Origin of the sequence: Caballeronia sp. LZ008 (assembly GCF_031451435.1) — a bacterium.
Lineage (GTDB): Bacteria > Pseudomonadota > Gammaproteobacteria > Burkholderiales > Burkholderiaceae > Caballeronia > Caballeronia zhejiangensis.
Genome location: NZ_JARUXK010000002.1, coordinates 557,572 through 582,172, shown reverse-complemented (window position 1 = coordinate 582,172; position 24,601 = coordinate 557,572). Strand labels below are relative to the sequence as shown.

The 24,601-nt window shown below is 59.3% G+C and carries 24 protein-coding genes; 12 read left to right on the top strand and 12 right to left on the bottom strand.

Features of this window, described 5'->3' with window-relative positions; genetic code table 11:
* Positions 1–128 precede the first annotated feature (128 nt).
* Positions 129–1,250, top strand: coding sequence for a lactonase family protein (locus QCE49_RS17070; protein ID WP_250456980.1), 1,122 nt, complete (start codon positions 129–131; stop codon positions 1,248–1,250).
* A gap of 614 nt (positions 1,251–1,864) precedes the next feature.
* On the opposite strand, the gene QCE49_RS17065 is transcribed toward QCE49_RS17070, so the two are convergent.
* The 3 genes from QCE49_RS17065 to QCE49_RS17055 all read right to left on the bottom strand — a co-directional run bounded on the left by QCE49_RS17065 (position 1,865) and on the right by QCE49_RS17055 (position 5,171).
* Positions 1,865–2,140, bottom strand: coding sequence for a hypothetical protein (locus QCE49_RS17065; protein WP_250456979.1), 276 nt, complete (start codon positions 2,138–2,140; stop codon positions 1,865–1,867).
* Positions 2,141–2,505: 365 nt separating this feature from the next.
* Positions 2,506–3,486, bottom strand: coding sequence for a phosphotransferase (locus tag QCE49_RS17060; protein ID WP_250456978.1), 981 nt, complete (start codon positions 3,484–3,486; stop codon positions 2,506–2,508).
* On the bottom strand, positions 3,459–5,171 hold the full coding sequence (locus tag QCE49_RS17055) for a S9 family peptidase (protein WP_250456977.1): 1,713 nt from the start codon (positions 5,169–5,171) through the stop codon (positions 3,459–3,461). Before QCE49_RS17055 ends, QCE49_RS17060 begins: the two co-directional genes overlap by 28 nt.
* A 1,276-nt stretch (positions 5,172–6,447) precedes the next feature.
* On the opposite strand from QCE49_RS17055, the gene QCE49_RS34580 reads away from it, so the two are divergent.
* The 6 genes from QCE49_RS34580 to QCE49_RS17035 all read left to right on the top strand — a co-directional run bounded on the left by QCE49_RS34580 (position 6,448) and on the right by QCE49_RS17035 (position 10,691).
* Positions 6,448–7,032 carry a helix-turn-helix domain-containing protein gene (locus tag QCE49_RS34580; RefSeq protein WP_075644186.1) on the top strand — a complete coding sequence of 195 codons (585 nt, stop codon included), beginning with the start codon at positions 6,448–6,450 and terminating at the stop codon, positions 7,030–7,032.
* Positions 7,033–7,174: 142 nt separating this feature from the next.
* Complete coding sequence (locus QCE49_RS17050; RefSeq protein WP_051078933.1) at positions 7,175–7,858, top strand: EAL domain-containing protein; 684 nt, start codon at positions 7,175–7,177, stop codon at positions 7,856–7,858.
* Complete coding sequence (locus tag QCE49_RS34575; protein WP_081987255.1) at positions 7,752–7,973, top strand: EAL domain-containing protein; 222 nt, start codon at positions 7,752–7,754, stop codon at positions 7,971–7,973. The genes QCE49_RS17050 and QCE49_RS34575 overlap by 107 nt, the downstream gene beginning before the upstream one ends.
* Positions 7,974–9,198: 1,225 nt before the next feature.
* Positions 9,199–9,402 carry a cold-shock protein gene (locus QCE49_RS17045; RefSeq protein WP_008345092.1) on the top strand — a complete coding sequence of 68 codons (204 nt, stop codon included), beginning with the start codon at positions 9,199–9,201 and terminating at the stop codon, positions 9,400–9,402.
* A gap of 738 nt (positions 9,403–10,140) precedes the next feature.
* The gene (locus QCE49_RS17040; protein ID WP_160297420.1) at positions 10,141–10,296 is read left to right on the top strand and encodes a hypothetical protein; all 156 of its coding nucleotides are present in this window, start codon (positions 10,141–10,143) and stop codon (positions 10,294–10,296) included.
* Between the two features lie 197 nt (positions 10,297–10,493).
* A complete protein-coding gene (locus QCE49_RS17035) occupies positions 10,494–10,691 on the top strand; it encodes a hypothetical protein (protein ID WP_033537232.1) in 198 nt (65 codons plus the stop codon).
* A gap of 623 nt (positions 10,692–11,314) precedes the next feature.
* Here QCE49_RS17035 and QCE49_RS17030 read toward each other — a convergent pair.
* On the bottom strand, positions 11,315–12,319 hold the full coding sequence (locus QCE49_RS17030; protein ID WP_008345086.1) for a trypsin-like peptidase domain-containing protein: 1,005 nt from the start codon (positions 12,317–12,319) through the stop codon (positions 11,315–11,317).
* 182 nt (positions 12,320–12,501) lie between these two features.
* A complete protein-coding gene (locus QCE49_RS17025) occupies positions 12,502–12,672 on the bottom strand; it encodes a hypothetical protein (RefSeq protein ID WP_008345084.1) in 171 nt (56 codons plus the stop codon).
* 323 nt (positions 12,673–12,995) lie between these two features.
* Between QCE49_RS17025 and QCE49_RS17020 the strand changes: the two genes are divergently transcribed.
* From QCE49_RS17020 to QCE49_RS17000, 5 genes are all read left to right on the top strand, one after another.
* Positions 12,996–13,406: a hypothetical protein gene (locus tag QCE49_RS17020; protein WP_250456976.1), complete on the top strand. Its 411-nt coding sequence runs from the start codon at positions 12,996–12,998 to the stop codon at positions 13,404–13,406.
* Complete coding sequence (locus tag QCE49_RS17015) at positions 13,375–13,590, top strand: hypothetical protein (RefSeq protein ID WP_035970473.1); 216 nt, start codon at positions 13,375–13,377, stop codon at positions 13,588–13,590. The genes QCE49_RS17020 and QCE49_RS17015 overlap by 32 nt, the downstream gene beginning before the upstream one ends.
* A 282-nt stretch (positions 13,591–13,872) precedes the next feature.
* Complete coding sequence (locus QCE49_RS17010) at positions 13,873–14,112, top strand: hypothetical protein (protein ID WP_250456975.1); 240 nt, start codon at positions 13,873–13,875, stop codon at positions 14,110–14,112.
* A gap of 309 nt (positions 14,113–14,421) precedes the next feature.
* Entirely contained in the window at positions 14,422–15,225 is an 804-nt protein-coding gene (locus tag QCE49_RS17005; RefSeq protein ID WP_250456974.1) for a transglutaminase family protein, read from the top strand.
* A gap of 301 nt (positions 15,226–15,526) precedes the next feature.
* Complete coding sequence (locus tag QCE49_RS17000) at positions 15,527–16,153, top strand: tyrosine-type recombinase/integrase (RefSeq protein ID WP_250456973.1); 627 nt, start codon at positions 15,527–15,529, stop codon at positions 16,151–16,153.
* A gap of 1,299 nt (positions 16,154–17,452) precedes the next feature.
* On the opposite strand, the gene QCE49_RS16995 is transcribed toward QCE49_RS17000, so the two are convergent.
* The 7 genes from QCE49_RS16995 to QCE49_RS16965 form a co-directional block, all read right to left on the bottom strand.
* Positions 17,453–19,192, bottom strand: a complete 1,740-nt coding sequence (locus QCE49_RS16995) for an ABC transporter substrate-binding protein (RefSeq protein ID WP_008346806.1) — start codon at positions 19,190–19,192, stop codon at positions 17,453–17,455.
* A 102-nt stretch (positions 19,193–19,294) separates the two neighbouring features.
* Positions 19,295–19,576 (bottom strand): DUF2160 domain-containing protein, encoded by a 282-nt coding sequence (locus QCE49_RS16990; protein WP_175981569.1) that lies wholly within the window; start codon positions 19,574–19,576, stop codon positions 19,295–19,297.
* On the bottom strand, positions 19,576–20,388 hold the full coding sequence (locus tag QCE49_RS16985; protein WP_008346802.1) for a carbohydrate ABC transporter permease: 813 nt from the start codon (positions 20,386–20,388) through the stop codon (positions 19,576–19,578). The genes QCE49_RS16990 and QCE49_RS16985 overlap by 1 nt, the downstream gene beginning before the upstream one ends.
* Positions 20,378–21,271, bottom strand: a complete 894-nt coding sequence (locus QCE49_RS16980; protein WP_250456972.1) for a carbohydrate ABC transporter permease — start codon at positions 21,269–21,271, stop codon at positions 20,378–20,380. Before QCE49_RS16980 ends, QCE49_RS16985 begins: the two co-directional genes overlap by 11 nt.
* The gene (locus QCE49_RS16975; RefSeq protein WP_250456971.1) at positions 21,268–22,392 is read right to left on the bottom strand and encodes an ABC transporter ATP-binding protein; all 1,125 of its coding nucleotides are present in this window, start codon (positions 22,390–22,392) and stop codon (positions 21,268–21,270) included. Before QCE49_RS16975 ends, QCE49_RS16980 begins: the two co-directional genes overlap by 4 nt.
* On the bottom strand, positions 22,379–23,470 hold the full coding sequence (locus tag QCE49_RS16970; protein WP_250437321.1) for an ABC transporter ATP-binding protein: 1,092 nt from the start codon (positions 23,468–23,470) through the stop codon (positions 22,379–22,381). The genes QCE49_RS16975 and QCE49_RS16970 overlap by 14 nt, the downstream gene beginning before the upstream one ends.
* Before the next feature lie 313 nt (positions 23,471–23,783).
* Positions 23,784–24,587 (bottom strand): hypothetical protein, encoded by an 804-nt coding sequence (locus QCE49_RS16965; protein ID WP_250456970.1) that lies wholly within the window; start codon positions 24,585–24,587, stop codon positions 23,784–23,786.
* Between the last annotated feature and the right edge of the window lie 14 nt (positions 24,588–24,601).

Below are 24,601 nucleotides of genomic sequence, written 5' to 3'. Positions count from 1 at the left end.
CGCCCGGGTGACGATGAAAAAAGTCCAGGCGAATCGTCGAATTTTGCCGGGACGCGCGGTGCGGGATCGAATAGGCTAGTCATAACGTCATCCGCCATTCGACCATGTTTCATTTCTTTCGAAGCACCTTGTCGGTTTTCGTGCTGCTGCTCGCGGCGGCGCCGTATGCCAGCGCCGCGGGGCCCGCGCAGGACGCGCCGCACGAATGGGTCTACGTGGGCACGCAGGATCATCGCATCGAAACCTTGCGGCTCAATACATCGAGCGGCGAGCTGGCGGTCGTTTCATCGTCCGTCGGTGACATCCGGGCTACGTGGCTGATGGCGCATCCGCGCCTGCCGGTGCTCTATGCGGTCGACGACCAAAGCAAAAAATCGGGCAGCGTGACCGCTTTCGGCGTGAACCGCGAGACGGGTGATCTTCGGCGGCTTGCCGTGGTCGCGACAAAAGGCATCGGTACCACGCATCTCACCTTCGATGCATCGTCGGACACGATTCTCGCGGCGAATTACAACAGCGGTTCAGTGTCGAGCCTCGCGGTTCGGGAGGGCGAGCCGCAAGCGCCCGCATCGACGATCACCGAACGCGGCTCCGGCCCGAACAAGCGGCAGATGAGCGCGCACGCGCACGACGCGGTCGTCGATCCATCCGGACGCTACGTGCTCGCGCCCGATCTCGGCGCGGACCGCGTGTTCGTCTATCGCTTCGATCGATCGACGCACACGCTCTCAACGAATGACGCGAACTCGCCGCACGATTTCGTTGCACCGTTCGGCAGCGGACCGCGTCATATCGTGTTCGGCGCGGATGGGCGCTTCGCATATCTCGTCACGGAGTTGTCCGCCGACGTCATGGTGTTTCGATGGGATGCGCGGCAAGGGCGCTTGACGCTCGCGCAATCATTGCCGATTTCCACGGCGGGATTTGCGGGCGTGAAGAGCGGCGCGGAAATCACGGTGAGCGGCGATGGGCATTTCGTGTATGTGGCCAATCGCGGCGAGAACCATATCGTCGTCTATCGTGTTGATGCTGTGAGTGGAACGTTGTCGGAGATTCAGCGTGTCGCGTCGGATGGCTCGAAGCCGTGGAGTTTCGGCATCGATACGACAGGGCGGTGGCTGGTGGTGGCAAATCAGGAAAGCGGTACGGTGAATGTGCTGGCCATCGACCGGAAATCGGGGTTGCTGAAGAGCGCGGGACGTTCGGTAAAAGTCGAGCGTGCGGTGACTGTTGCGTTTGTAGTTGGATGATCGATGTATGCAGTGTGCCGTTGGCACGATTAGCGTAGCGGGTTCGCAGAGTTTGGCAGTGGGCGCGAAGATTACGTCGTCGCGGGGAAATAAAGTGTCATGAACGGTGAGAGCAACCCTCACGCCTGACTCGCCGCTTCTCAGATCGGATGCGTCGTCACTTTGACGCTACTCCGCGCTGTGCCGATGACAATGCGGTGAGGGTGAATTAGACTGTGGTCTATTGGAAATGCAATGCACGGTCGGCGACGTAGCGACGTCTCATTCCGTTCGCATGGCGGATGTCATGGACCCACCGGCGTAGTGGCTGTTGAGGGTCGGGTTCTGCCTTCTGTCGCCTGCATCAGGTTTGAAGTAAACGACGCGCGCACACGCAGAATCATTTCATTGCGTTGCGTTGCGACGCTATAGCGCAGGAATGTCCGAGCGAATCGAGCATGCAGCACTCGTGCTTGTTGAGCAGACCGCGTGAGAGGCAACGTCGCAAGACTGACTGTCGCGCGGGCGCCTGCCGAAGCGAGCTCAGCCGTTGCCAGCAGCCGCTGGTCTGTGGCTGGGAAAAACAAGGACTTATCAAAGACGAGTTTCCGCCACAATCGGTCAAAGCATGGGGTTTAAAACCCGAATGAAATGACATCGCATGTCATTGCTAAATCTCCGCCTTGCCAGCCATATTCGATTTTGTAGTTCGTTTCGATGCCTTTGCAGAATTCGCCCGTCTTGTCGGCAAAGGTTCGAACCTGCGAGAATTTCCACAAGCTGGTGTGCTGTGGGTCGTTCTCCATGGTGTAGAGATAAACAGAATTACACAGGCCCTGCGGCCGGACGTTGGCGAGCCATTTGTTTGGTCCCACCTTCTTGAATTTGACAGGGTCGTTTTGAAAAACCATGACTTTACAGGTTTTTGTTTAGGCAAGCGTTGATTGTTGAACCCACTTCTCGAAGTTCCGCCATCGTCGGGTTATTACATAAGCTGAACAGCTCCTGCAACTGTCGGATCGTCAAAGCATTTTTGCTCGTCTGGGCATTCCGTTCGACTTCCGCTCGGCGCCTAAGAATGTCGGTGGAGATCCGATCAGTTACCTTTCTTGGGTCATTGCCCGCCTCTGCACGAACATCATCAATCCGCTTTGTTACTTCAACCGAGAGTTTCGCAGGATCCAGCGCGTAGTGAACCGACAGCTGAGTAAAGCGACAGATAACTTCCGCGCTGGAGGACGTGAAATCGAGGCATGGTCACAGAACGATTGCTCCCCTATCCAGTCGGTGACCGCAACACCCTCAAGTTGCCACTCACGGCATTATTCGCGATGATTCGCGCTCGTTCCCAAACGACGTTCCACAGTTCATCGACGAACTCGCACTCTTCTATGAGCCACCTTGTCATGCGTATCTGCTGCTGCAGCACACACCAGCGTATTGACTTCGCGAGTTGCTCGGTCATTCGCACGCCATAGCCATCCAGAAACGCGCGCCACATCTGGTCTGGCTCCGCCTGCATGCTAGCCTCTAGCCAAAGTGCGATCGCCGCGATATCAATGACTTGCGGACCCCGTCCACAATCGTCGAAGTCAAAAAGGGTGACCTGATTGCCCAAGATGCGCATGTTTTGCGGCCGCACATCGCCATGGCAGAAGCCCACGGTGCCGAGCGCGCCATCGGCGCCTTCGCGTTTCAGCGACGCGATTGCATCGGCGAGGTGATCCGCTGTGGCTTTAGAATGCAGTGCGATTTTTTCGATGGACCCTATTGCCGTGCTTAGCCCGGGTGAGCGCGACGGCGCTAGGGTGCTCAGGACCGGCTGCCGATGCAGGTCCGCGAGCGCGACACCGATAAGCGCGTAATCGCTTGGGCGATCAGCAGGTTCGTTTCCGCCAACGGGCTGGAAGACAGTAGCAAATCGCGTGGAACCGTCCGGGAGTGTCAGCGTTGAAACGTTCGACCCAAGGCGACTCGCAATCGGTCGACCTGCATCCAGCGCGGGCGTCGCTTGGATGGCATTCAGCACTGCCATCTCGGCGTGGATGTCCTCGAGCGATCGGTCGTGGCGGCAGAGACGGACATACGCGATCGCTTGACCCGTCGCCGCACTGAGCCGCATGGTCCAGTTGGCACCGGCAACGACAGTTTCGACCTCGCCCCGAAGGTGATAGAGATCGCGGAGGTGGGCCGCGACGACTGCCTCGCCTTTCTCGCGGTCAGTCGGCCTCATCGTGCGCTGTGATGCTGAGTCCACGCGACGATTCGTCCGAACGCGTCACGAATGTTTGCGGGACTCGCGTAGACATGATCTTCGCCCCAATAGCGGACGAACTCGACGGGCTTGCCTTGCCGGCTCAAGGCGACGAACATCGCCTCGGATTGGGCGATCGACACGTAGTCGAGGTCGCCATGCATCAGCAAGAGCGGGGCTTCGATTTTGTCGGCGAACAGTATCGGGCTATTGCGCATGTAGGAGGCGGGGTCCTGCCACGGCGGGCGGGAAAGATGAAAGAAGTCTTCGCACATGTCGGCGAAATGGAATTCCGCCTGGTGCCTCGACTCATAGCGCCAGCGCGGATCAAGCTGGCCATGAAGTGCGATCAGGTCCGAGACTCCGGCCAGCGAAATGCCGGAACAAAAATGCCGCGTCTTCGCTAGCAGCGCCATAACGGCCCAGCCGCCGGCACTTTGCCCGAAGACATGCACACAATCCCGGTCAATGATTCCTGCTCGTTCCGCTGCGTCCAGCGCGCGTCCGGCGCCCGTAGCGACCGCGTCGATCAAGTCGCCATCGGTGTTCTCGTCGAAAGGAAGATCGGGGTCCAGCACGACATAGCCTTGCGCTGCAAAAAGATGAGCGTTGTAAATGAAAGTCGGCCCTTCGACGAGCAGCGGAGCATCCGGATTGGCCGCTCGGTCGAGCGTCGGATAGACGAACATGACAGCCGGACGGCGGTCGCCCTCTCGCCAGTCCGGTGGCAACACACAGCGCATGGTCGTTACGCGGCCGCCCGGCAGTTCGTATTGGACCTCGAACGCTCTGCCGATGCGCACACCCGCTAGGTGCCCGTTGATTCGCAAGATAGTTCGCCATCTCTCGTGGCCGCGCAGCCATAAAAGTTCGGCCCCGGTGTTGCCGCGCGCGACCACCATGCGCTCGTCGGTCGCTTTATCATGCCAAAGTTGACGGTCGGTAGGGCGCATGGCCGTGTCAATGACGTCCGGATGGCTCGACGTTGTTTCGTCGCTTGCAAGCGCGGCGACGCCAGGATGCGCCGTATTCGGCTCGGTAACGGTTGAGATGCTTCGGTCCACGAGCGAGACGGTCACCTGTTCGTGGGGCGGCCGCTTCCTTCCGCCTTGTTTGACCGTCAGCCTGTTACCGGTAGAGTGTTGGCCCACCTGCATCGCGGCCCAGGCTTTTGGGGCGGCTTCGATTGTCGACCTTGCGCTCTCGATTCCGGCTGCACGGCGACCCGCGGGAACGACAAGAACGGAGAGGGTGTCGTCGTCGACCCATCGAAGTGACGGTTGCCCCTCGAATTCCATGGCGACGTCGCGATCAGCGATGGTCTCGACGCTGACGCTGTCTGGGTCAACTATGCACAGCCGAACCCAGTCGCGATGCGCGGCGATTGCGGCTATACGTTTCCCGCTCGGCGACCAGTACGGCGATGTGATGCCCGCGCCGTCTGGTCCGCTGACGATGCGCGCGCTCCCGGTCTCGACATCGATGATATGTAACCGACCACGGTCGGCCCCCCAGAGAAACGGTCGCGTGGAACTCGGCAGTCCCGCGAGCCCTGCCGTCACGGAAACTGCAATGCGCTTCCGATCAGGACTCACGTCGAGGATCGGAATATGGGAGCCGTCTAAGCTTTCGAATGCTAGGACATCGTCGAGGCTCAGTGATCGGGGCGACGGATTTGAAGTGAGCATACGGCGCGCTTCGCGTTGAACGAAAGAACACATCCTATAATGCGTTCGCCAGGAGTTGCACGAAACCCTTCGTTGGTCGCGGCATCCTAAAGCGGCGCTGACCATCCGCGGTGCATGTCTTCAAAATGGCCTGTCGAGCCGAAGCATTCCTACTTGGGCGGGGCCACCTTCGGCCCCAACCGGCCGTTCGACATGCCGGCGTAAATCGCAGACAATCTCGCAGATTTACACCCTGGAGGCCGAGCGTAGAAATGCCAGATATGTCGACGAGAACTCGATCAGGCCGACGACCCCATGTCGATGAACTGTGGCGGTGACTGCTGGGGTTGCATTGGCGAGGTTGAGGCTGAACTGGGCTATGCCCAATCTGTCAATCAAGTCCGAGACGAACACGTTCGCGGACTTCGCTCGGGATGGATAGACGCTGCGAAGCAGTGACTATCACTAATCCTGTTCGGGTCACTGTCGGCCAGTTTCGGCCATTGGCATCGGCCATACGGTGGTCGTTCGAACGACCGGTAGTCTTCAGAAACCGCCGCACTGGTGCGCGCTCCTCGGCCCCGTGCGGACGTTTGGCGAGGTTCATCTCTACGTAGCAATCACGGATTTGCCGAACTTGCTCTCTCACATCGGAGATCGTTGAACTGGCGACCGACCAGCGCATCGTACGTCTTCGGCTCGGCCGTGAGCCCGCATCAGTTCGTCAAGCGTCGTGCGGCTGGCAAGTTCGCGGGCGAAAACTCGAGCGGTGCGCACCCACAGTTGATGCGAACGCAAGATTCGACCTCCGTCCACGTCGAAAGTGAAAAAGTGAAGATGCGGGTCACCGTTCGGCGCTGCTCGATGCGCTGCGATTGTCGCAATCATGGCGAAGGTCGAGTTTTCGTTGTGAACCGCATACGTTGGCCCAAAGGCGCATTTTTGACGTAACGGCCGAGAAGCGGGGCGTCCGTATAAGACCCCTTCTGGAAACGTACTAAAATGTCGTCAACGGAATTACACCGGCGAGGGTTCGAATGCTGACGCGAGAGGGCGCTGACGAAGCCGAAATAATCGTCCGGCCGCGCACCGGTGGCGGATGGCAGGTCGAGGTTCCGTCCTCTGAGGGGATCCGTATTACGACAGTGAATACGGAGCAGGAGGCGCTCGCCTTAGCGCGATCGGTGGGTCCTGACATGGACGTGCGCCTTCTTCCTGCTAATGATGGCGTCGCGCCGGAGCGGCCGCGGGCTGACAGGCCCGACTGAGATTGTGCTGGTCGTTGATCAACAATGACATGATCATTGTGTTTGGGAATGAGGGAAGTGTCGGGCACGGGTACGCAGCCCAAGCCCTACGCGCTGTCGACCTCGAAGTGTGCGCGGATGATGTATTCGTGGGCGCTTCATCAGTGACGACCCCAGCGCGCGAAAGGCCGACGTTGCGGTGCGTAATTGATCGACTATGGCCGAACGACATGGTGCTCGTTTTCGATCTGGCGTCCCTAGGCAACGGCTACTCCGATGTTCTAGATACGTTACGGATGGTCGCGGAGAAGAGCGCGGCGGTTGCCTGCCTCAGCCGGACAGATGCAGGATGGACGATCGTTCGACACGAAACGTTGGTTGCCGCTCTCACCTTGGTTGCGGACATGGATCGAAAAATCCGGACAATACGAGCGAGAGACGCCTCTCGGCGGTTGAGTGACCGCGGAGCGAAACTTGGGCGCCCTGGTTCGCTGAGCGCGGAATTGCGGCGTGAAGCGCTCGCAGCGCTAGCAGCAGGAAGCACGGTCTCGGAAGTTGCCCGCGCCTTGAACACATCACGACAGACAATTTTGCGGGTTCGCCGATCGCAGGAAACGAATGAGGGCAGTGCTTGAACTGTCGCACCTATGCAGCGCGCTGCTCTGGGGTGATTGGTGCACGACCAGGCGCGCCTGCTAATTTGAGGGCATTGAGGCGCCAGGACCACTGAAGCTCGCAGCGTCGAGGAAGGTGACCGCTACGCCGACGGTTTCGCCTGTGTCCGAACATAGGGAAAGTGCGAGCGTCGCGCGTCAGTTCGAACTGCACTACCAGCCACAACTGCACCTGCATACTAGCCGCGTCTACGGGGCCGAGGCGTTGCTGCGCTGGAACCATCCACAACTGGGTGTGCTCACGCCGGCCGATTTCCGCGACGTGCTGCTTGAATCGACTGCAGACGAGGCGACGGGCGACTGGCTGATTCGCCTCGCACCGCGCCAAGCGGCGAAATGGCAGGCAGCGAACCGCATGGGGTTCAAGGTCACCGTCAACCTCTCAGCCACGACGATCCAGAAGTGCGATCTCGCCGCACTGGTTTCGGAGGCGGCCGGTGTATGCGCTTCCGCACTCGACATCGAGGTGACGGTGACAGTCGTAATGAGTGACTTCGCCGCCGCGTCGCGCGCGCTCTCGGCTGTACGAGAGCTCGGCGTGACCGTCTCGCTCGACGATTTCGGCACCGACTACTTCAGCATCACATACCTCGCACGGCTGCCCGTCGATTGCATCAAGATCGACAAGGTCGTTCGTGAAAGAGTTCACTGCCAAGGAGACCCGTCGCCAAGCATGCGCAATGGTCGAAGCGATGGTGGCGCTTGCGCGCGCGTTAGGGATGAGAACGGTCGCGGAAGGCATCGAGAACGAAGCGCAATTCGTCCTCGGCAAAGAAATCGGTTGTGACGCCGTCCATGGATGTTTCATTGGCAAGCCGGGCTCGGCAGCGCGCATCGATCCTTTCGCCGAGACCCGGTTTGGCCCGACTGGAGCTTTCTTACACGACTCGGGATATCAATGACGACGCCACGCGGTGGCTCGCCAAGGCGACGAAGCGCGTGGCGCCTTCTGACCCGCCGTGACAGGCGTCGTCTCGGGCATTGCCGCAATAATCCCGCGCCCCTCGTACCGGGGGCGCATAATGAGCTATGTGTATGCTCAAGGATGTTTGATGAACGCGAATGAAAAAGGTCCCGTGCACCGTGGGCTTCGAGGCTTTACGCACTTGATCGAAGAAATGGGCGCTAATCGCTCGAAGGAAAAATCGCGCGAAACGGTGCGGACGCTTCGAACCGTCGCCGGTGTCAAAGGGTTCGTGAGGGGAGCAATAAAATAAGTACGCTACCGCCGAGCGCCTAGGCGATGACCAGCCTAGCGGACTGTGACGTTTCGCACTACCGCGGCATCGAGCGTGTTCTGTTCAAGGAGCGGCGGCGAGAAGCATTAGGCGCCATCTAAATGTTCGTGTGGGACACGACCGACGTGGACTTGCGTGCCGCAGTCGCCGTCCTAGCGGTCCTATTGTCTAAATGCGAGCCATCTGCCTGGCTTTGTGGAATGGCACCGAAACAAGCGAGACTAAAGCTGCGGACGGGCATTGGTAGGTGCCTCGCGTCATGTTTTGACTTGGCGTTGCTGAGAGGCCTGCTGGTGGCATGGCTCTCAGCGTGTGGGAGTGCGACGCCGGCGCGGCAACTACTGAAAGGTGCATCGATGATAGTGATGACGGTTATTGTGTTGGTCCTTGGTGGATGGCTCGTCTTGTATCTCGCTAACGAGAACAGCAACGACAGAATTCGGCGGGAAACATGGGAACGCGAACTTAGAGATTTGCATGAAGACCGCTAGAAGACGCCTAAACGGCCCAAAGTGTTGAGCGGTCAACTCGTCAACCGTCCGAGTTTGAAACCATCATGCGTTCGGGAGGACGATTGCCGCGCCGGCACGTGCGTGCGCGTTTCGGCTTGGGGCTGCAACGGCTCACGGCCGGTTTCCGCATGTCAAGGGCCGATCGGTAATCGCTTCGTCATTAGGGCGCAATTACCCCGCCGCAGTTCAACTGGGAGCCGATCCGAAAAGCTTTGACAAAGCCACGCCAGCACTATATTGTGAACAACGAAATATTCAAGAAGCTCGATTGCTGATCACCATTACTCGCGTCGTCGGCGCGGTACTCGCTGTCCTCTCTTCTTCCTTGAAGTTTTTGTCGCTCCGCTCGCGAGCTCTTATTTTTTCAAGGAATTCTCATGGATACCGGTACAGTTAAGTGGTTCAACGATAGCAAGGGCTTTGGTTTCATCACCCCTGATGCTGGTGGGGACGATCTCTTTGCGCACTTCTCGGAAGTTCAAGGCGACGGCTTCAAGACGCTCGCAGAAAATCAGAAAGTAAGCTACGAGACAAAGCGCGGCCCGAAAGGCATGCAAGCCGCGAATATCTCGCCGCTGTAACGCAGTTCAAGGGCCGGTTTACCGGCCCTTTTGCTGTCGGTACAGTCGACACCCGCGCTGCGCGACGGGCCGCGATCACATCGGCGCGATCTAACGGCACATCTATGTCCCATGCGTCTGACAATATAGTCAGCTCGTCCTGCCAGTCATTTTTTCCCGAAAACACGGGGTCGACTACCGGTGAATCGAGTGTCCGATCATAGCTGTTAGACGGCAAGGTGACGCGCAGTGCTACGGCGGTCTGCTCTAAGTCGATATAGGCAACCGTTTCAGCGGCTGAACAGAGCCGGCGAGAACCCACATGTCATCGCCAGCGGTCAAGGAAGCGTGGCGATGAGCGGGTCCGCGGCAGTCTGCGACCTCATCAACGATTGCCTTTCGGCCTTCGCAACGGAGTAAAGCAGAGCGACTCCTGCAAAGCGGGCAATATCGTCGCGTTGAAAAAGTCTGAACTCCTGGCGACTGCATGATCGGTATATCCGCCGTTGCAACGCGCTGGATGATCCCCACCCTATCGCAGGCACACGCCCTGGAGGGCAAATGTATCCTCTACTGGAGTTTCTTTCGACACTTCCGCAGTTCCACGCAGATCGTGCTCGGAGCGAAGTGGTCCACATTGGCACCGGGTGCACTTTGTCGCGTAGGGACAGCTGCGGGCCCGAGGTCGATTCAGTACTTCTCGCTCGGTGGCCGGGGCAACCGCTAGGCGATGCCAGCATCATTGACGGACTCGATGCCGTGAACTTCTATATGCGTGAAGCGCGTAGCATGGGCGCCGAGATCGGCCTGCTCAACCGAGCGATCGGTGTACTCGATCGATCGATGGGCGGTGAGACGCTTTTTTCGAAGTCAATCTACGTTTCGCCGGCGCGTGCGACCCAGGACGGCAGTTGACGGCCGGCGAAATCGACATCATGTGCGTCGCTCGGGCTCGCGCCCCGTGGCAGTCGTCACAACCGGACTGCATCCGTGATAGGCCGTGCAGCAGATCCTGTAACGAAGGCGTGCGAGAAGTGCGCGCGGACAGTCCAGTATATTTCAAGCAACTCGCGGCTATGCTTGTCGAGTGGGGACCCACCCTGGGGATTGACATGGCGACAGAAGAAAACGTACTTGCTACCTTTGAGCAGTTCAACGTTGAGGGAAGAGACTACGTCACGTTGAATGACGCGTGCAACGGACTGGCGCAGTGGCTGGCGTCGGCCTGGGATCGTCTAGAGGAAGGCGACGCCCAAATTTTGGTGGCCGTCGGTGCCACGTTGTGGCGAGAGGGCTATTCCCAGAGATAGTTTCCGTCGTCGTTTGACAGTTGCCGACGTCGGCTGGCGGCACCGCTTAAGAAAGGAAGGAGGCTCGGGCTGCGGCATGCCATCTCGACGGGGCGCACGTCCGTTTCACCCTCCGTTTGCGTTCAGACAGGGTGAGTTCCGTCAACGAATGGAGACCGTAGAACAACATTCACTATGCCGGAAGCTCATAAGAAAATCGATCGAGGTTGGCGGATAGCCGGGCGGTTCGGGATCTTTCAGACGAACGTGGTCGTCGATTAACGACAGCATTTTGCCAAGCGGAATCGCCTAGATCGTATCCTTGTCGATCGCAACCGATTCGGTGATGTGCCCAATTGATAAGCAGGCAATTTGCCGAGTACGTCGGGCGCCTGGCATGGTTTGATCCGGTGACAGCTGAAGGACCACCGCGAATGTAAGCCCTGGCGCGCGGATGCCGACATGGTGAACCCGTGCCCATTCCGCAAGCCTCTGACGGCGCTATCTCGGCCCCCCTGCAGCTTTTCGAAGCGGCGCCGCCTCGGAAGGGCGGTGAGTTTTTTGCGTCCGTCGTGATGGCGAGCCGAACCGCTCGAGCAGCTTATGTTGGAAGGTAGCTATCGGCGCCGGAAGAAACGATTGCCTCAATGTTCCGTGAGCGTCATCAGAATGTCCGCGTACCATGCGCTGTTGAGGCCGAGCGTCTCGTCGACCTGGAGGTCTCGATCGCCCATGTCAATGGTGGATGAGTGAACGCCAAGAAGCGTCCATGGCAATCTCTCACCCGTCGCCGACTGTTCCCTCAACTGCTTGCTCATCACCACAGGTGCGCCGCTTGTCCCTCGATGCGTTCGCGCATCCGTAATGAAGCATCCCTTACCCTGAAAGCGGAGACCGAAAGCCGATGCAACGACGCCTTGTCTCACGACGGGCAGATGGTGGAGCGAGTCGTGAAAGCCGAGCGGGAATCCTACAATGAGAACCGAGGCGCCTATCGGCATGACATCCCCTGACTTCGGCAGATGTTCAGGCGTGAAAGCTTCGAAGACGGCACTTGATGGCAGCCTTGCTTTGTGCATTTCCAGCACCGCGACATCGATCGTGCCGCCGTCGTCCGAGCCTTCACGCCACATTGCGAGGCCTTCCGAAAACAATGGCATCGAAAACCACGTCGACGCGCCTAGGTTGTTTAGATCGACGTGAAGCTCGATTTCGAGGCGATCGGGAAAGTGCTTGCTAGGTTCGTCGTTGACTACATGACGGCTTGTGACGAGAAAGAGGCGCTGGTCACGGGCAAAGAAGAAGCCGCTTGCATTGGTGAGATGCTGTGCGCTGGCGAAGGTTCTCACACGGGCCGCCGTGAGAAGCAAGTTATCCGCAGTCGGTCGATGCAGTGCGGGAACTACCGGTACAGTTGAGCCGGCGCTTACGAGCGGCAAGACAAGTCGGCTGATCAGTCGAAGCAGCGCATCTTGCTGCGGCGTTGCGTCGTCGGCGGAAAGAAAGGCCGAGAGGGACAAATCTGATGAGCGCCCCCCTGAAGCGGTGCTGGGAACGTGCCGAACGACGAGATGATCGTCGGCTGCGGCAACCAACAGCCACCTATCGCCATTCGGGCTTACGTACAGTTCGACAAGGTTAGCGTTCATTGAGAGGTCTATGCAACGTATGAAGATCCGAGGGCGAAATCGTCGCGATAATTGGATGCATGACCAAGAGGATCGAGGGGCGACGGTAATGCCCATGCAAAGCCGGCTTGTCAAGCCTCGTGCTGCGCATCGAGAAACGTATCGACTGCCGCCTGCCCGGCGCTCTCTGCATTGAAATAAGCTCAGCGATGAGTAAAGGGACCGTTATGAATCTGAATGCTGCGGCCGGCGCGACCAAGCACGCCAAGATTGGAGCCGCCTTTGAGCTGAAACGTGACGTCATACGGATCTTCGGCTGACATCGCCAGGCTGACGTGGATCTCGAAGCCGCGGAATGGAATGATGCGGTACATAGGCGCTCCATTGGTAGAGACAGGCGTCTCTTCGGACTTACGGAGAACGCGTAAGTATAGCCCGTCAATTGCTAGCAGAGCGCGCTTCCTTCTGACATCAGCCCAGGTTGCGCCTTTCAAAGTTAGCTGTACAAAGTCTCCGAAGCGGGTAGCATGGGACGTGCCGACTGGACAGCGATGCCACTTTGGCTTCCAGCAGTGCTTCGACTATCTTACCGAAGTCCGTCATTCGGGACCGTGCAACGCGGTCGATCTGTCAGTACTACCGAAACTACTTCTCACACAGTCATATTTTGGCGCCTGAACGGCGCGAGGGCTCACTCATGGCAGTCAATTTTCGCTTATATCGGGGGCTGGAAATCTATCCGCTCGTTTTTCCACGCCAACCGACCTTGTGCGGTCACGGTCACAACTATGAGGACGGTTTCGATGCCGCCGTGCGCATCAAAGAGCCGGAAGCGGAAACCGGTCAGTCGCGCAGTTGCGTGTTCAGGCTGCCCGCACAAAGCGGGTATCAGAGCTCGGGCGATGCACGGCGCGCCTGCACGGCGTATGCAGAGGAAGTGATCGACACTTGCCCAAGAAGCCGCGCATTCTTCGGCAAGCAGACGAACCATCGCGTGCGGGAAGCAGCGACCCAGCAGAATGCAACGGCCCAAGCGCGGCCGCCTTTCGAACCGGTCCATAGAACAGTTGAAGATCATGCAAACGAGTCCGACGAGCTTTCGCATTGACCCGACGCCCCGAAGGGCAGACGGCGAGTACATGGCGCACGCACGCATCAGCGGTCACGCCGCGGATGGCAGCCCGACCGACGTGTTTATTAGCGGTGACCTCGGGGGCTTCGACCTTCGCGCAGATGCCGTCGAATTTGCGACCAAGTGGGCGCAAGAGTGGCTTGCAACACGCTTCAGATGATGCGAGCGGCCCGCGCCCCGCTTACGGCACACTGCGCCATGCCGTCGGTCTGCACTGGTTGCCGGCCGTTCCTCGACGGCTTCGAGGTCCTTCAACAAATGCGCTAACGCACCGGTATAGGACTAGAAGCATTCACGAAATCGGTCGTTGCGGTCCTGAAGGTTCCGGTACGTACATATTTGATTACCCGTGGTGGCGCATGCATGAGAACCTATCCCAAAGGTTGCGTAGACCGTCCGATGCTGACTCATGTTAGTCTCCGAAGACGAAAGGGAGGCTTTCATGCACCGAACGATCGCATACCGCGGCTTCGAGATTCAGATCGAACTGACTTCGGCTGCCGACGAGAACACCTTTGATGTGACCTTTCAGATAAGGGGCGCCACGAACCTCGAAGTGCTCGGTGCGCGGGGAGGCCGCATCCCGTTGCGCAACGGACCTTTTACTGAGCGTTGGGCCTATCTGGTGGCCGAAATTTCCGGCCAAGCAGCAATCGACGTGTTACTCGGTCCCGCCGATTGACTGCATGTCTGTTTCCCGACCCACTACACTCAGTAAGTGTTTATGGACGGCCCCTAGCCGGTTTCGGGGGTAAGGTCAGGTTGACGATCACCCGCGTACGGAAATGAACATCGGTCGGCCCCGATTTTGAACCGGCAAGAAAGCGCCCTTTCAAGATTCCGTTCAGCAACGACAGTAGGCAACTATCTTTTGCCGAGAGCATGAGCCCGGTAGTGGGAAGCATCCCTTGTTGCCTTGTGCCGCATTGCATCTCTGAATACCAGGCCCAACGGCACCTGCAATCAGCGAACTACGGAGGATCCGGGATCCATGAGACTTCGCGTCGGATACGAACTGTGGTACGAGTGCCTGCAGCCCACGCCGATGATGCTGATGCTGAACACGCATTTTTCGCACGCCAAAGATGTCGTTGTGGCGGATGTCCTCGTCACCGATCCGCCGCTGCCGATAAGGCAATATCGCGATTTGTTCGGCAACCTATGCAGTCGGATCGTGGCACCTGTCGGACGTGTGGCATTGAGCACCACAGCGCTGCTGAATGTGTCAGATTCCATGGAGACGCGGCCCACCGAGGGGTGGGCGCATCCGGTCGAGCAGTTGCCCGACGATACGCTGACTTTTCTATTGGGCAGCCGCTATTGCGAGACCGATCTACTGGTCGAGATCGCGTGGCAAATTTTCGGTCAGTGCACGCCGGGTCGCGACACTGTTCTGGCAATCTGCGACTACGTGCACCAACACATCGAATTTGATTATGGGCATGCGCGACCGACTAAAACTGCGTGGGACGTGTACCGCGAACGCAAGGGCGTCTGCCGTGATTTCGCCCACCTGGGCGTCACCCTATGCCGGGCGATGAATATTCCGGCGCGCTATTGTACGGGCTATATCAGCGATGTCGGCTTGCCGCCCGTTACCGCGCCGATGGATTTTGCGGGATGGTTTGAAGCTTACGTGGGCGGTAGCTGGCAGACGTTCGATCCGCGAAACAACGCGCCGCGTATTGGACGTGTTTTGATGGCATACGGGCGCGATGCCGCCGATGTCGCAATCAGCAATGCATTCGGGGCCGCCGTGCTAACGCACTTCAAGGTGCACTGCGACCAGGAATGACCGGGCCACGCCCCTCCGACACTAAGCCGGCGCGGTAATATACGGATAAGATGCGTCGCGCTGCAATGTGCAGTTTGAAGCGAACGGTCTGTTGCGTGGTGCTGAGCGTTGTGGCGCGACGCGTGAGACTGTCCAAAGCATTGAGGTCTTTCCAGCGGCCGCTTTGGAGAAGGCTGAGTGCCCGTTGCGGGTCGGAAATCCAACTCACTGACTGCAATCTGCTGACCGGCCGATCTGGGACGCACCTTGACTATTTCCGAAAGCGCAGAATCGATCTCCCTTCATTGAAGAGGAGGTTATCATGGAAACGCTTAATTCCTCCAACGCACACTGGGTGCCTTGGAACAAGGGAAGGCTGACCGGTCAGAAGCCGCCATTGAAGCTCCGTGAGATCTGGGCGATTCGGACGAGGCTCCAGATGTCGTCCAACACTCGCGAGTTGGCGCTGTTCAACTTGGCAATCGACAGCAAGCTTCGAGCGTGCGATCTGACGCGACTGCAAGTGCAGGACGTCTTCGTCGGAGGTCATGTCCTAGCTCGCGCGACTTTCATGCAGCAAAAGACGCATAGACCAGTGCAGTTTGAGATCACGGAGCAGACTCGTCAAAGCGTCTCTGCCTGGATATCAACGCGGGGATTGAAGCCTGCCGATTATTTGTTTCCGAGTCGGCTGCATGCTTCGGCACATGTATCGACGCGCCAGTATGCGCGCATCGTTCATCGTTGGATCGCGTCGATCGGACTCGATGACAGTGCTTATGGTACGCACACCATGCGTCGTACGAAAGCGTCGTTGATCTATCGACGCACCAAGAATCTGCGCGCTGTCCAATTGCTTTTGGGCCACACAAAAATTGAGAGCACCGTGCGATACCTCGGGATCGAAGTGGACGATGCGCTCGAGATGGCTGAACAGACGGAGGTTTGATAGCCGGCCGGCGAGCGTGCGCTTGTCGGGCCAGGAGGCGACGCTCGCCAGGAGATATCAGCGGACGAGCGCCAGTCTGAATAACCTCTTCGAAGTTCGCCAATTCTCGGTCGCTGAGAATCGAAATGTCTCCTTGTCACGGTTTCTCCCCACCGCTTCGCTGTCCGAATGTCTAATTATCGGCATAGTCGGGCCGGAAAGCCGCCATGCACGTGCTCGCGAGTCGTTTTCGCTCACATGTGCCTATTTACCAGTCATTCGACGTCGACAGAGCAGCGGGCTTCTTAAACTGTCTTTTCGTGGCCCAGAAAGTGCGCACAATGATTACCTCGTTGTGTTTCGCTACCGATGGAATTCGCCATGTCGCGCTTGATTAAGGTTGGAAATCATGAGTACCACGTCGTGGTACACCCGCTGGTTGCTGGCGGCTTCGCCTTCACCGTTGTCGACATAGACCTGACAGGACCCAAAATCACCGAGGCTCGCCACGACAGCGCAGTTATGTTCCCTACCGAAGAAGACGCGTACAGCCGCGGTTCAGCCTACGCACGTCGGCGCGCTCGGCTCTATAGACGTTGACTTGTCGCAGCAGCGGTGCGGCGCATACCAGTGAACCTCGCGGGTAAGTGCTTCAGTAGTTCGCATGGCTATAAAGGACGTTCCTTCATGACTGCACCACCTCAACTACCTGTGCTGCGCTTGGATGGAGATATCTTCTTCAAGCAGCGAATTGTCAACAAGACGTTTCGAATTCAAGTCACACACGAGTGCTTGATCGACATTTTTGGTTCGGATGGCTCAGTAGAAGGGGACAACAAAGCGTTGCACGTCAATCACCAAAGGATCGTTTCGATCGCAACCCGGAAGGTGATGACAGGCACAATTTCGCCGGTTAAAGTCCTCCGTGACCACTTCAGGACGTTCTCTACGGTCGGCGGCGATAGAGGCCATCGACCGAGGTAGGCGTTGCCCTTTTGAAGAGCTTCGCGTTCTGTCTAGCGACAGCGTCGCGGTTCGGTGCGAGTGGCATTGTCGCGGGCGACCGTTCAAGCCTCGGAAGCAGCCGTTCAAATGGCTACGGTCCAGCGGCTGCAACGGGTCGGCTTCAGCCCTTCGGACCACGGTCGTCGCAGAAGAACGAGGCGGTAATCCGCGAATTTCGGCTGATGGTCATCAAGGGCCGTCAGAGATTGCATCCGCATCGAATCGTCGCTGCTGCTTCCAGCCCCACCGCGCCCGTCCAGCAACCCACAAAAAAGGCGGCACAACCAAGTGCCGCCAATCCAAAAATCAAAACCCCTACCGCACCTTACCCGCCTTCCACGCGGACAGCAGTTGCTCATACTTCACCGTTTCCCCCTTCGGCTTCTCATTGGCAAGCGCCTTCCACGGCGCGTGCTGGTCGGACAGCCACTTCGACGGATCGCTCTGCGCATTCAGCTCCGGCGCGCAAACCTTCATCCCCGCCCGCTGCAAACGGGACAACACCTGGTCCATTTCCTTCGCCAGGTTGTCCATCGCAGCCTGCGGCGTCTTCTCACCGGCGACAGCAGTGCCGACGTTCTTCCACCAGAGTTGCGCCATCTTCGGATAGTCGGGCACGTTGTTGCCGGTCGGCGTCCACGCGACGCGCGCCGGGCTGCGATAGAACTCGATCAAGCCGCCGTATTTATCCGCGTTCTTCGTGAAGTAGTCGCTATGAATGTCGGAGTCGCGAATGAACGTGAGACCGACAATCGACTTCTTGAGCGACACGCTCTTCGACGTCACGAACTGCGCGTATAGCCACGCGGCAGCGCGCTGATTCGGCGGCGTCGACTTGAAGAAGGTCCACGAGCCGACGTCCTGATACCCGTTTTGCATGCCCTCCTTCCAGTAGGCGCCGTGCGGGGAGGGCGCCATGCGCCACTTCGGCGTGCCATCCGCATTCGTGACGTTGCCCGGTTTGAGCATCGACGCCGTGAACGCGGTGTACCAGAACACCTGTTGCGCGATGCGTCCCTGCGCGGGCACCGGGCCCGCTTCGCTGAAGGTCATGCCCGACGCTTCCGGTGGCGCGTATTTCTTGAGCCAGTCGATGTATTTGGTCGTCGCGTAGACCGCTGCCGGGCTATTAGTGCCGCCGCCGCGCGATACCGACGCGCCTACCGGATGACAGCCATCAGGCGTCACGCGGATGCCCCATTCGTCGACGGGCATGCCGTTCGGAATGCCCTTGTCGGCTTCGCCCGCCATGGAAAGCCACGCGTCCGTGAAGCGCCAGCCGAGCGACGGGTCTTTCTTGCCGTAATCCATATGGCCGTAGACCTTTTCTCCGTCGATGGTTTTCACGTCGTTCGTAAAGAACTCGGCGATGTCTTCATACGCGGACCAGTTGACCGGCACGCCGAGTTCGTAGCCATATTTCGCCTTGAACTTGTCCTGCAAGTCCTTGCGTGCGAACCAGTCCGCGCGGAACCAGTAAAGGTTCGCGAACTGCTGGTCGGGAAGCTGATAGAGCTTCTTGTCCGGCGCGGTCGTAAAGCTCGTGCCGATGAAATCTTTCAGGTCAAGACCGGGGTTCGTGTATTCCTTGCCTTCGCCCGCCATGTAATCGGATAGCGGAACGATCACGCCATAGCGATAGTGCGTGCCGATCAGGTCCGAGTCCGAAATCCAGCCGTCGTAAATGCTTTGGCCGGATTGCATCGAGGTCTGCAATTTCTCGACGACGTCCCCTTCCTGAATGATGTCGTGCTTCACCTGAATGCCGGTGATTTCGCTGAACGCTTTCGCTAGCGTTTTCGATTCGTAGGTGTGCGTGTCGATGGTTTCCGACACGACATGAATCTCTTTGACGCCCTGCGACTTGAGTTTCGCCGCGGTATCGATGAACCATTTCATCTCGTCCATCTGCTGCTGTTTCGACAGCGTGCTGGGTTGAAACTCGCTGTCCACCCATTTCTGCGCCTCGGGCGTTCCCGCCAGAGCCTGGTTCGCGAAGGCACCCGACACGATACTTGCCACTGCCAGCGCGACGATCCGTCTCCTCTGATGCATGGTCTTCTCCTGTGTCTTCCGTGCCCCTTCGATCTTGTCGGCGCCCGCTGGGGGCATCAGCGGAACCGGCAGTTGTCAGTCATCGCTGCATGCGTCGGCTTGCTAGCCTTTCCACATGATCGCGAGCAGCACCAGCACCGAGGCTACGAAGCCCGGCCACGAACTCGAGCCCTCCGCGCTGATCGCAAGCCACGCGAGATTCACATAAGCGGCAGTCAACAGGCCGATGAAAAGGCGATCGCCGCGAGTCGTCGCGATAGGCAGAAAACCCTTGCGTTCATGAGTCGGCGAGCACAGTTCCCATACCGTCATGCCGCCCAGCATCACGACGATGCAGCCGAAAAAAATCGCCACCTCGGGCGTCCAGTACATCCACGTGAACATCACACTCTCCCCATCGCGAAGCCCTTCGCGATGTAGTTGCGCACGAAGTAGATCACGAGCGCGCCGGGAACGATCGTCAGCACGCCCGCCGCCGACAGCACGCCCCAATCCATGCCGGCCGCCGACACGGTGCGCGTCATCACGGCAGCGATAGGTTTCGCGTTGACCGAAGTCAGCGTGCGCGCGAGCAGCAGTTCGACCCAGCTGAACATGAAGCAGAAGAAAGCCGTGACACCGACGCCCGACTTGATGAGCGGCAGAAAGATCTTCACGAAGAAGGCGGGAAACGTATAACCGTCGATATACGCGGTTTCGTCGATCTCGCGCGAGACGCCCGACATGAAGCCTTCGAGAATCCATACGGCAAGCGGCACGTTGAACAGCATGTGCGCGAGTGCGACGGCAATGTACGTGTCGGTCAGGCCGATGCTCGAATAGAGCTGGAAAAACGGCAGCAGGAACACGGCGGGCGGCGTCATGCGGTTGGTGAGCAGCCAGAAGAACATGTGCTTGTCGCCGAGAAAGCGATAACGCGAGAACGCATACGCGGCAGGCAGCGCGACCAGCACGGACATCACCGTGTTCATCAGCACGTAGATGATCGAATTGATGTAGCCCCAGTACCACGAGGGATCGGTGAAGATCACCTTGTAGTTGTCGAACGTCACGTGCTGCGGCAGCGTGGCGAACGTCGACATGGTCTCCTCGTTCGTGCGCAGGGAGATCGACAACATCCAGTAAAGCGGAATCAGCGCGAACAGCATATAGACGACGAGCACCAACGTCCGCATCCAGCGGCGCTTATCCTGCATGGTCGTCTCCTTGCGCGGCGAGGCCGCCTCTGCCGACGCGATTCATCCAGTTATAGAGAATGAAGCACAACAGCAGAATGATCAGGAAATAGATCAGCGAAAAAGCCGCGGCCGGGCCGAGGTCGAACTGGCCGACCGCTTTTTGCGTCAGGTACTGACTGAGGAAGGTCGTGGAATCGCCGGGTCCGCCGCCTGTCAGCACGAACGGCTCGGTGTAGATCATGAAGCTGTCCATGAAGCGCAGCAGCACGGCGATCATCAGCACGCCGCGCATCTTCGGCAACTCGATGTAGCGGAATACCGCAAAGCGGCTCGCGCCATCTATCTCCGCGGCCTGATAGAAGGCGTCCGGAATCGCGCGCAAGCCCGCATAGCACAGCAGCGCGACGAGCGGCGTCCAGTGCCAGATGTCCATCACCAGCACCGTGAGCCATGCGGCCGTGGGACTCGCCGTGTAGTTGTAGTCGAAGCCGAGACTATTGAGCCAGTAGCCGAGCAGTCCGATATCCGGGCGCCCGAAGATTTGCCAGATCGTGCCCACCACGTTCCATGGAATCAGCAACGGCATGGCGAGCACGACGAGCGTCGCCGATGCGCGCCATCCCGAAGCCGGCATCGACAGTGCGAGGGCCACGCCCAATGGAATCTCGAACAGCAGAACGCACGCAGAGAAAATGACCTGTCTGCCGAGTGCCTGGCGCAAATCCGGATCGGTCATGGTGTTGCGAAACCACTCCGTACCGACGAACACATGCTGCGTCGGGCCGATGATGTCCTGCACCGAATAGTTGACCACGGTCATCAGCGGCAGGATCGCGGAGAACGCGACGCAGATGAACACCGGAACGACCAGCAACCACGCTTTCTGATTGACGGGCTTCATCGCGCGGCCTCTTCGGAGATGCGTGTTTCGATTCGTTCGTCGTTGCAGAAGAATACGGTCTCAGGCGCAACCAGATGCAGCCAGGCAGGTCCGTCGACAATCCGTACATGCGGTTCGAGCCTCGCATTGAACACATGGCCGTCGCATTGCGCGGTCACCAGTTGATAGTTGCCGAGTTGCTGTGCGCGAAGCACCCGCGCGTTGAGCGCACCCGCTCCGCCTTCATGCGAAAGCCGTACGAATTCCGGGCGAATCCCCAGCTTGAGCGCGCCGTTTGTCTGCTGATGCGCGGCCCGTAGCGTCGCGAGCGTGCCCGCGTCGAGCGGCAGGCGCTGGGAGCCGATTTTTGCGCCGTCTGCGTCGAGCTCGATCGGACAGAGATTCATGCCCGGACTGCCGATGAAATAGCCGACAAAAGCGTGATCCGGCCGCAGAAAAAGCGCATCGGCTCCGCCTTTCTGAACGACGCGGCCATTCGTCATGACCACGACTTCATCCGCGAAAGTCAGCGCTTCTACCTGATCGTGCGTCACGTAGATAAGCGTGAGCTTGAGTTGCTGATGGATCTTCTTCAACTGCCGGCGCAGCATCCACTTCATCGCGGGATCGATCACGGTGAGCGGTTCGTCGAAGAGAATCGCCGCCACGTCCTTGCGCACGAGGCCGCGCCCGAGCGATATTTTCTGCTTGGCGTCGGCGGCCAGATTGCTCGCCTTGAGCGGCAGATCGCGCGTCATATCGAGGATTTCCGCGACTTCGTGCACGCGCTTCGTGACCTCGGCGGTCGACATCATCCGATTGCGCAGCGGAAACGCGAGGTTGTCGAACACGGTCATCGTGTCGTAGACCACGGGGAACTGGAACACTTGCGCGATGTTGCGCTCGCGTGCGCCGAGCGCAGTCACGTCGCGTCCGTCGAACAGCACCTTGCCCTCCGACGGCTTGACGAGCCCCGACACGATATTCAGCAGCGTGGTCTTGCCGCAACCCGATGGCCCGAGCAACGCGTAAGCGCCGCCGTCATCCCAGACCATGCTCATGGGTTGAAGCGCGTAGTCGTCGAGCGTCGCGGGGGCCGGTCCGTACGCGTGCCCGAGATTCTGGAACTCAATGCACGCCATGAGCTGCCTCCGGGCTGGACACCAGTTGGGTATCCGCGCCGAACACGAACAGTTCGTCAGGGTCGATGAAAACATCGAGCTGCGTGCCGAGCTCGATCTGATGCACGCCCTGCAATTGCGCAACCAGGTCGACCGCGCCGGTCAGCGTGCGCAAGTGCAGGTACGTTTCCGAGCCGCTCAGTTCAGCGAGTTCGAGCCGGCACGCAACGGCGATCGCATGAGCGGCCTTCGCCTCGAGACGCACGTGCCCGGGCCGGATGCCGATGCGGCATGCGCCGTTCGCGGCGAGACCGTGCCGGACCGGAACCTCGACGCCGATCGGCAGACGCGCGCGGCCGTTGCCGCAGTCGCTCGTCAGCATGTTCATCGGCGGATCGTTGAAAACGGCTGCGGCCGCGACGTTGACCGGTGCGTTATAGACATCGAGCGTGGGACCGAACTGCAGAACCCGGCCTTTATCGACGATTGCCGTATGGCCGCCCAGCAGCAGCGCTTCGAGCGGTTCGGTGGTCGCGTAGACGACCGTCGTCTTGCCGTCGGCGAAAAGCGTGGCCAGTTCGAGGCGCAATTCCTCGCGCAGCTTGTAATCGAGATTGACGAGCGGTTCGTCGAGCAGCACCAGCGACGTGCGCTTCACGAGTGCACGCGCGAGCGCGCAGCGCTGCTGCTGTCCGCCCGACAGTTCGCCTGGCCGCCGCTCCAGCAAATGGTCGATATGCAGTCGGGCCGCGACTTCGTGCACGCGCCGGCGGATTTCGGCAGGGTCGGTTTTTTGCAGACGCAAAGGCGAGGCGATGTTCTCGAACACCGTCATCGCGGGGTAGTTGATGAACTGCTGATAGACCATCGCGAGATTGCGCTGGCGCACGCTGACGCCTGTCACGTTCTGGCCGTCGACGAGCACCCGGCCGTCGTTCGGCCTGTCGAGACCCGCCATCACGCGCATCAGCGTGGTTTTGCCGGCCTGCGTGGGTCCGAGAAGCACGTTGATGGCGCCTGGGACAAGGCGCAAATCCACGCCGTACAGATACGGCTGCCCGCCAGAAACGACACTGACCCGCTCCAGTTCAAGGACCAAATCGCTCTCCTCTCGGCATGCACGACGCCAGCCGCAGAGCTGGCGCTTCAGAATGACGTCAATTGGGTTGCGCTTCGATTACATGCAGCAGCCAGAATGTCCCTTTTGTTGGTTTGCGTTTAAATCGGGGTAAACCTTACGACAGGATGAAATCCGGAAATCGGCTGCGGGCTGGGGGCGATCGGCATGAGATACGTTGAAATAGAGCATTGACTCAATTTCTTTAGACGCACGTTGGACGGTCCGATTGCTGCGTAGCAAAAAGGCGGATTCGTATGCTGCCCGTCGGCACGAACGGCGCATTCGCCGACCCTCAGAAGAGAAACCACGCCTCGGCGTCTTTCGCGAGCGGCGAGGCTGCGGTGCGTTCGGGCAGCGCGCGGAGATGCGCGCGTGCATGCTGGAGTGCATCGGAGAAACCGCGCAGTGTCTGCGTCGTCGGCCGGTCGTCGAGGCGGCGGCGTTGCACGGCCTGCGCGACGTTCCGGTGTATCAGCGCCGTCTGCGCATCGATATAGGCGATGCACGCGCGCGCGAGCGCCGTCGATAACGTGCCGATACCCATGAGCGCCGGCACGCTCGCAATGGTGCGATAACCGTCGGAAGGAAGCATCGCGAGCGCGCGGCGCGGATCGGCGAAATCGCGTCTCAGGACATCGAACAACGGCGCGGCCCATAGCTCGCGCTCGATGCCTAGCGCGTGCCGTCTGCGTTGCACGGCCGCCTTGGCCTCTTCATCCACGATCTCGCCAGCCCTGAGGAGCAACGCACCCGGATGCTCGCCCGGGCGGATGCATTGCGCGCCGATCCATCCCGCGCCATGCGAGCGCTGCGCAAGCACCGCATGTTGCAGGTGATCGGGCACGAGCGGGTCGAGCGGCACCGCGATGCACTGATCCGGCTTGCCCTTTGCATGAAGGCCGCACAACCCGTCATGCGCGAGCGCGGGACAGCGGCCGAGCGACGGGTAATCGAGCGCAAGCGTCGTGATGGTGATGGCACTGGCCTCATCGACGGGAAACGCGTGCAGTGGCGTGTCTGCGCCTCGCGGCATGCGTCCGAGCGCGATGCAGCCGACGAATACGTCGCGGTGTTCGAACAGTTCGCGTAGCGACATCGCCGGCGGACTGT

Bases quoted from the DNA above. Each gene is read 5' to 3' on its own strand.
- QCE49_RS17005 (WP_250456974.1), top strand. From the start codon at position 14,422: ATGAGACTTCGCGTCGGATACGAACTGTGGTACGAGTGCCTGCAGCCC.
- QCE49_RS17065 (WP_250456979.1), bottom strand. From the start codon at position 2,140: ATGGTTTTTCAAAACGACCCTGTCAAATTCAAGAAGGTGGGACCAAAC.
- QCE49_RS16965 (WP_250456970.1), bottom strand. From the start codon at position 24,587: ATGTCGCTACGCGAACTGTTCGAACACCGCGACGTATTCGTCGGCTGC.
- QCE49_RS34580 (WP_075644186.1), top strand. From the start codon at position 6,448: ATGATCATTGTGTTTGGGAATGAGGGAAGTGTCGGGCACGGGTACGCA.
- QCE49_RS17030 (WP_008345086.1), bottom strand. From the start codon at position 12,319: ATGAACGCTAACCTTGTCGAACTGTACGTAAGCCCGAATGGCGATAGG.
- QCE49_RS17015 (WP_035970473.1), top strand. From the start codon at position 13,375: ATGCAAACGAGTCCGACGAGCTTTCGCATTGACCCGACGCCCCGAAGG.
- QCE49_RS17010 (WP_250456975.1), top strand. From the start codon at position 13,873: ATGCACCGAACGATCGCATACCGCGGCTTCGAGATTCAGATCGAACTG.
- QCE49_RS16990 (WP_175981569.1), bottom strand. From the start codon at position 19,576: ATGTTCACGTGGATGTACTGGACGCCCGAGGTGGCGATTTTTTTCGGC.
- QCE49_RS17055 (WP_250456977.1), bottom strand. From the start codon at position 5,171: ATGCTCACTTCAAATCCGTCGCCCCGATCACTGAGCCTCGACGATGTC.
- QCE49_RS17035 (WP_033537232.1), top strand. From the start codon at position 10,494: ATGGCGACAGAAGAAAACGTACTTGCTACCTTTGAGCAGTTCAACGTT.
- QCE49_RS34575 (WP_081987255.1), top strand. From the start codon at position 7,752: ATGGTCGAAGCGATGGTGGCGCTTGCGCGCGCGTTAGGGATGAGAACG.
- QCE49_RS16985 (WP_008346802.1), bottom strand. From the start codon at position 20,388: ATGCAGGATAAGCGCCGCTGGATGCGGACGTTGGTGCTCGTCGTCTAT.
- QCE49_RS17000 (WP_250456973.1), top strand. From the start codon at position 15,527: ATGGAAACGCTTAATTCCTCCAACGCACACTGGGTGCCTTGGAACAAG.
- QCE49_RS17020 (WP_250456976.1), top strand. From the start codon at position 12,996: ATGGCAGTCAATTTTCGCTTATATCGGGGGCTGGAAATCTATCCGCTC.
- QCE49_RS17045 (WP_008345092.1), top strand. From the start codon at position 9,199: ATGGATACCGGTACAGTTAAGTGGTTCAACGATAGCAAGGGCTTTGGT.
- QCE49_RS16980 (WP_250456972.1), bottom strand. From the start codon at position 21,271: ATGAAGCCCGTCAATCAGAAAGCGTGGTTGCTGGTCGTTCCGGTGTTC.
- QCE49_RS17025 (WP_008345084.1), bottom strand. From the start codon at position 12,672: ATGTACCGCATCATTCCATTCCGCGGCTTCGAGATCCACGTCAGCCTG.
- QCE49_RS16975 (WP_250456971.1), bottom strand. From the start codon at position 22,392: ATGGCGTGCATTGAGTTCCAGAATCTCGGGCACGCGTACGGACCGGCC.
- QCE49_RS16995 (WP_008346806.1), bottom strand. From the start codon at position 19,192: ATGCATCAGAGGAGACGGATCGTCGCGCTGGCAGTGGCAAGTATCGTG.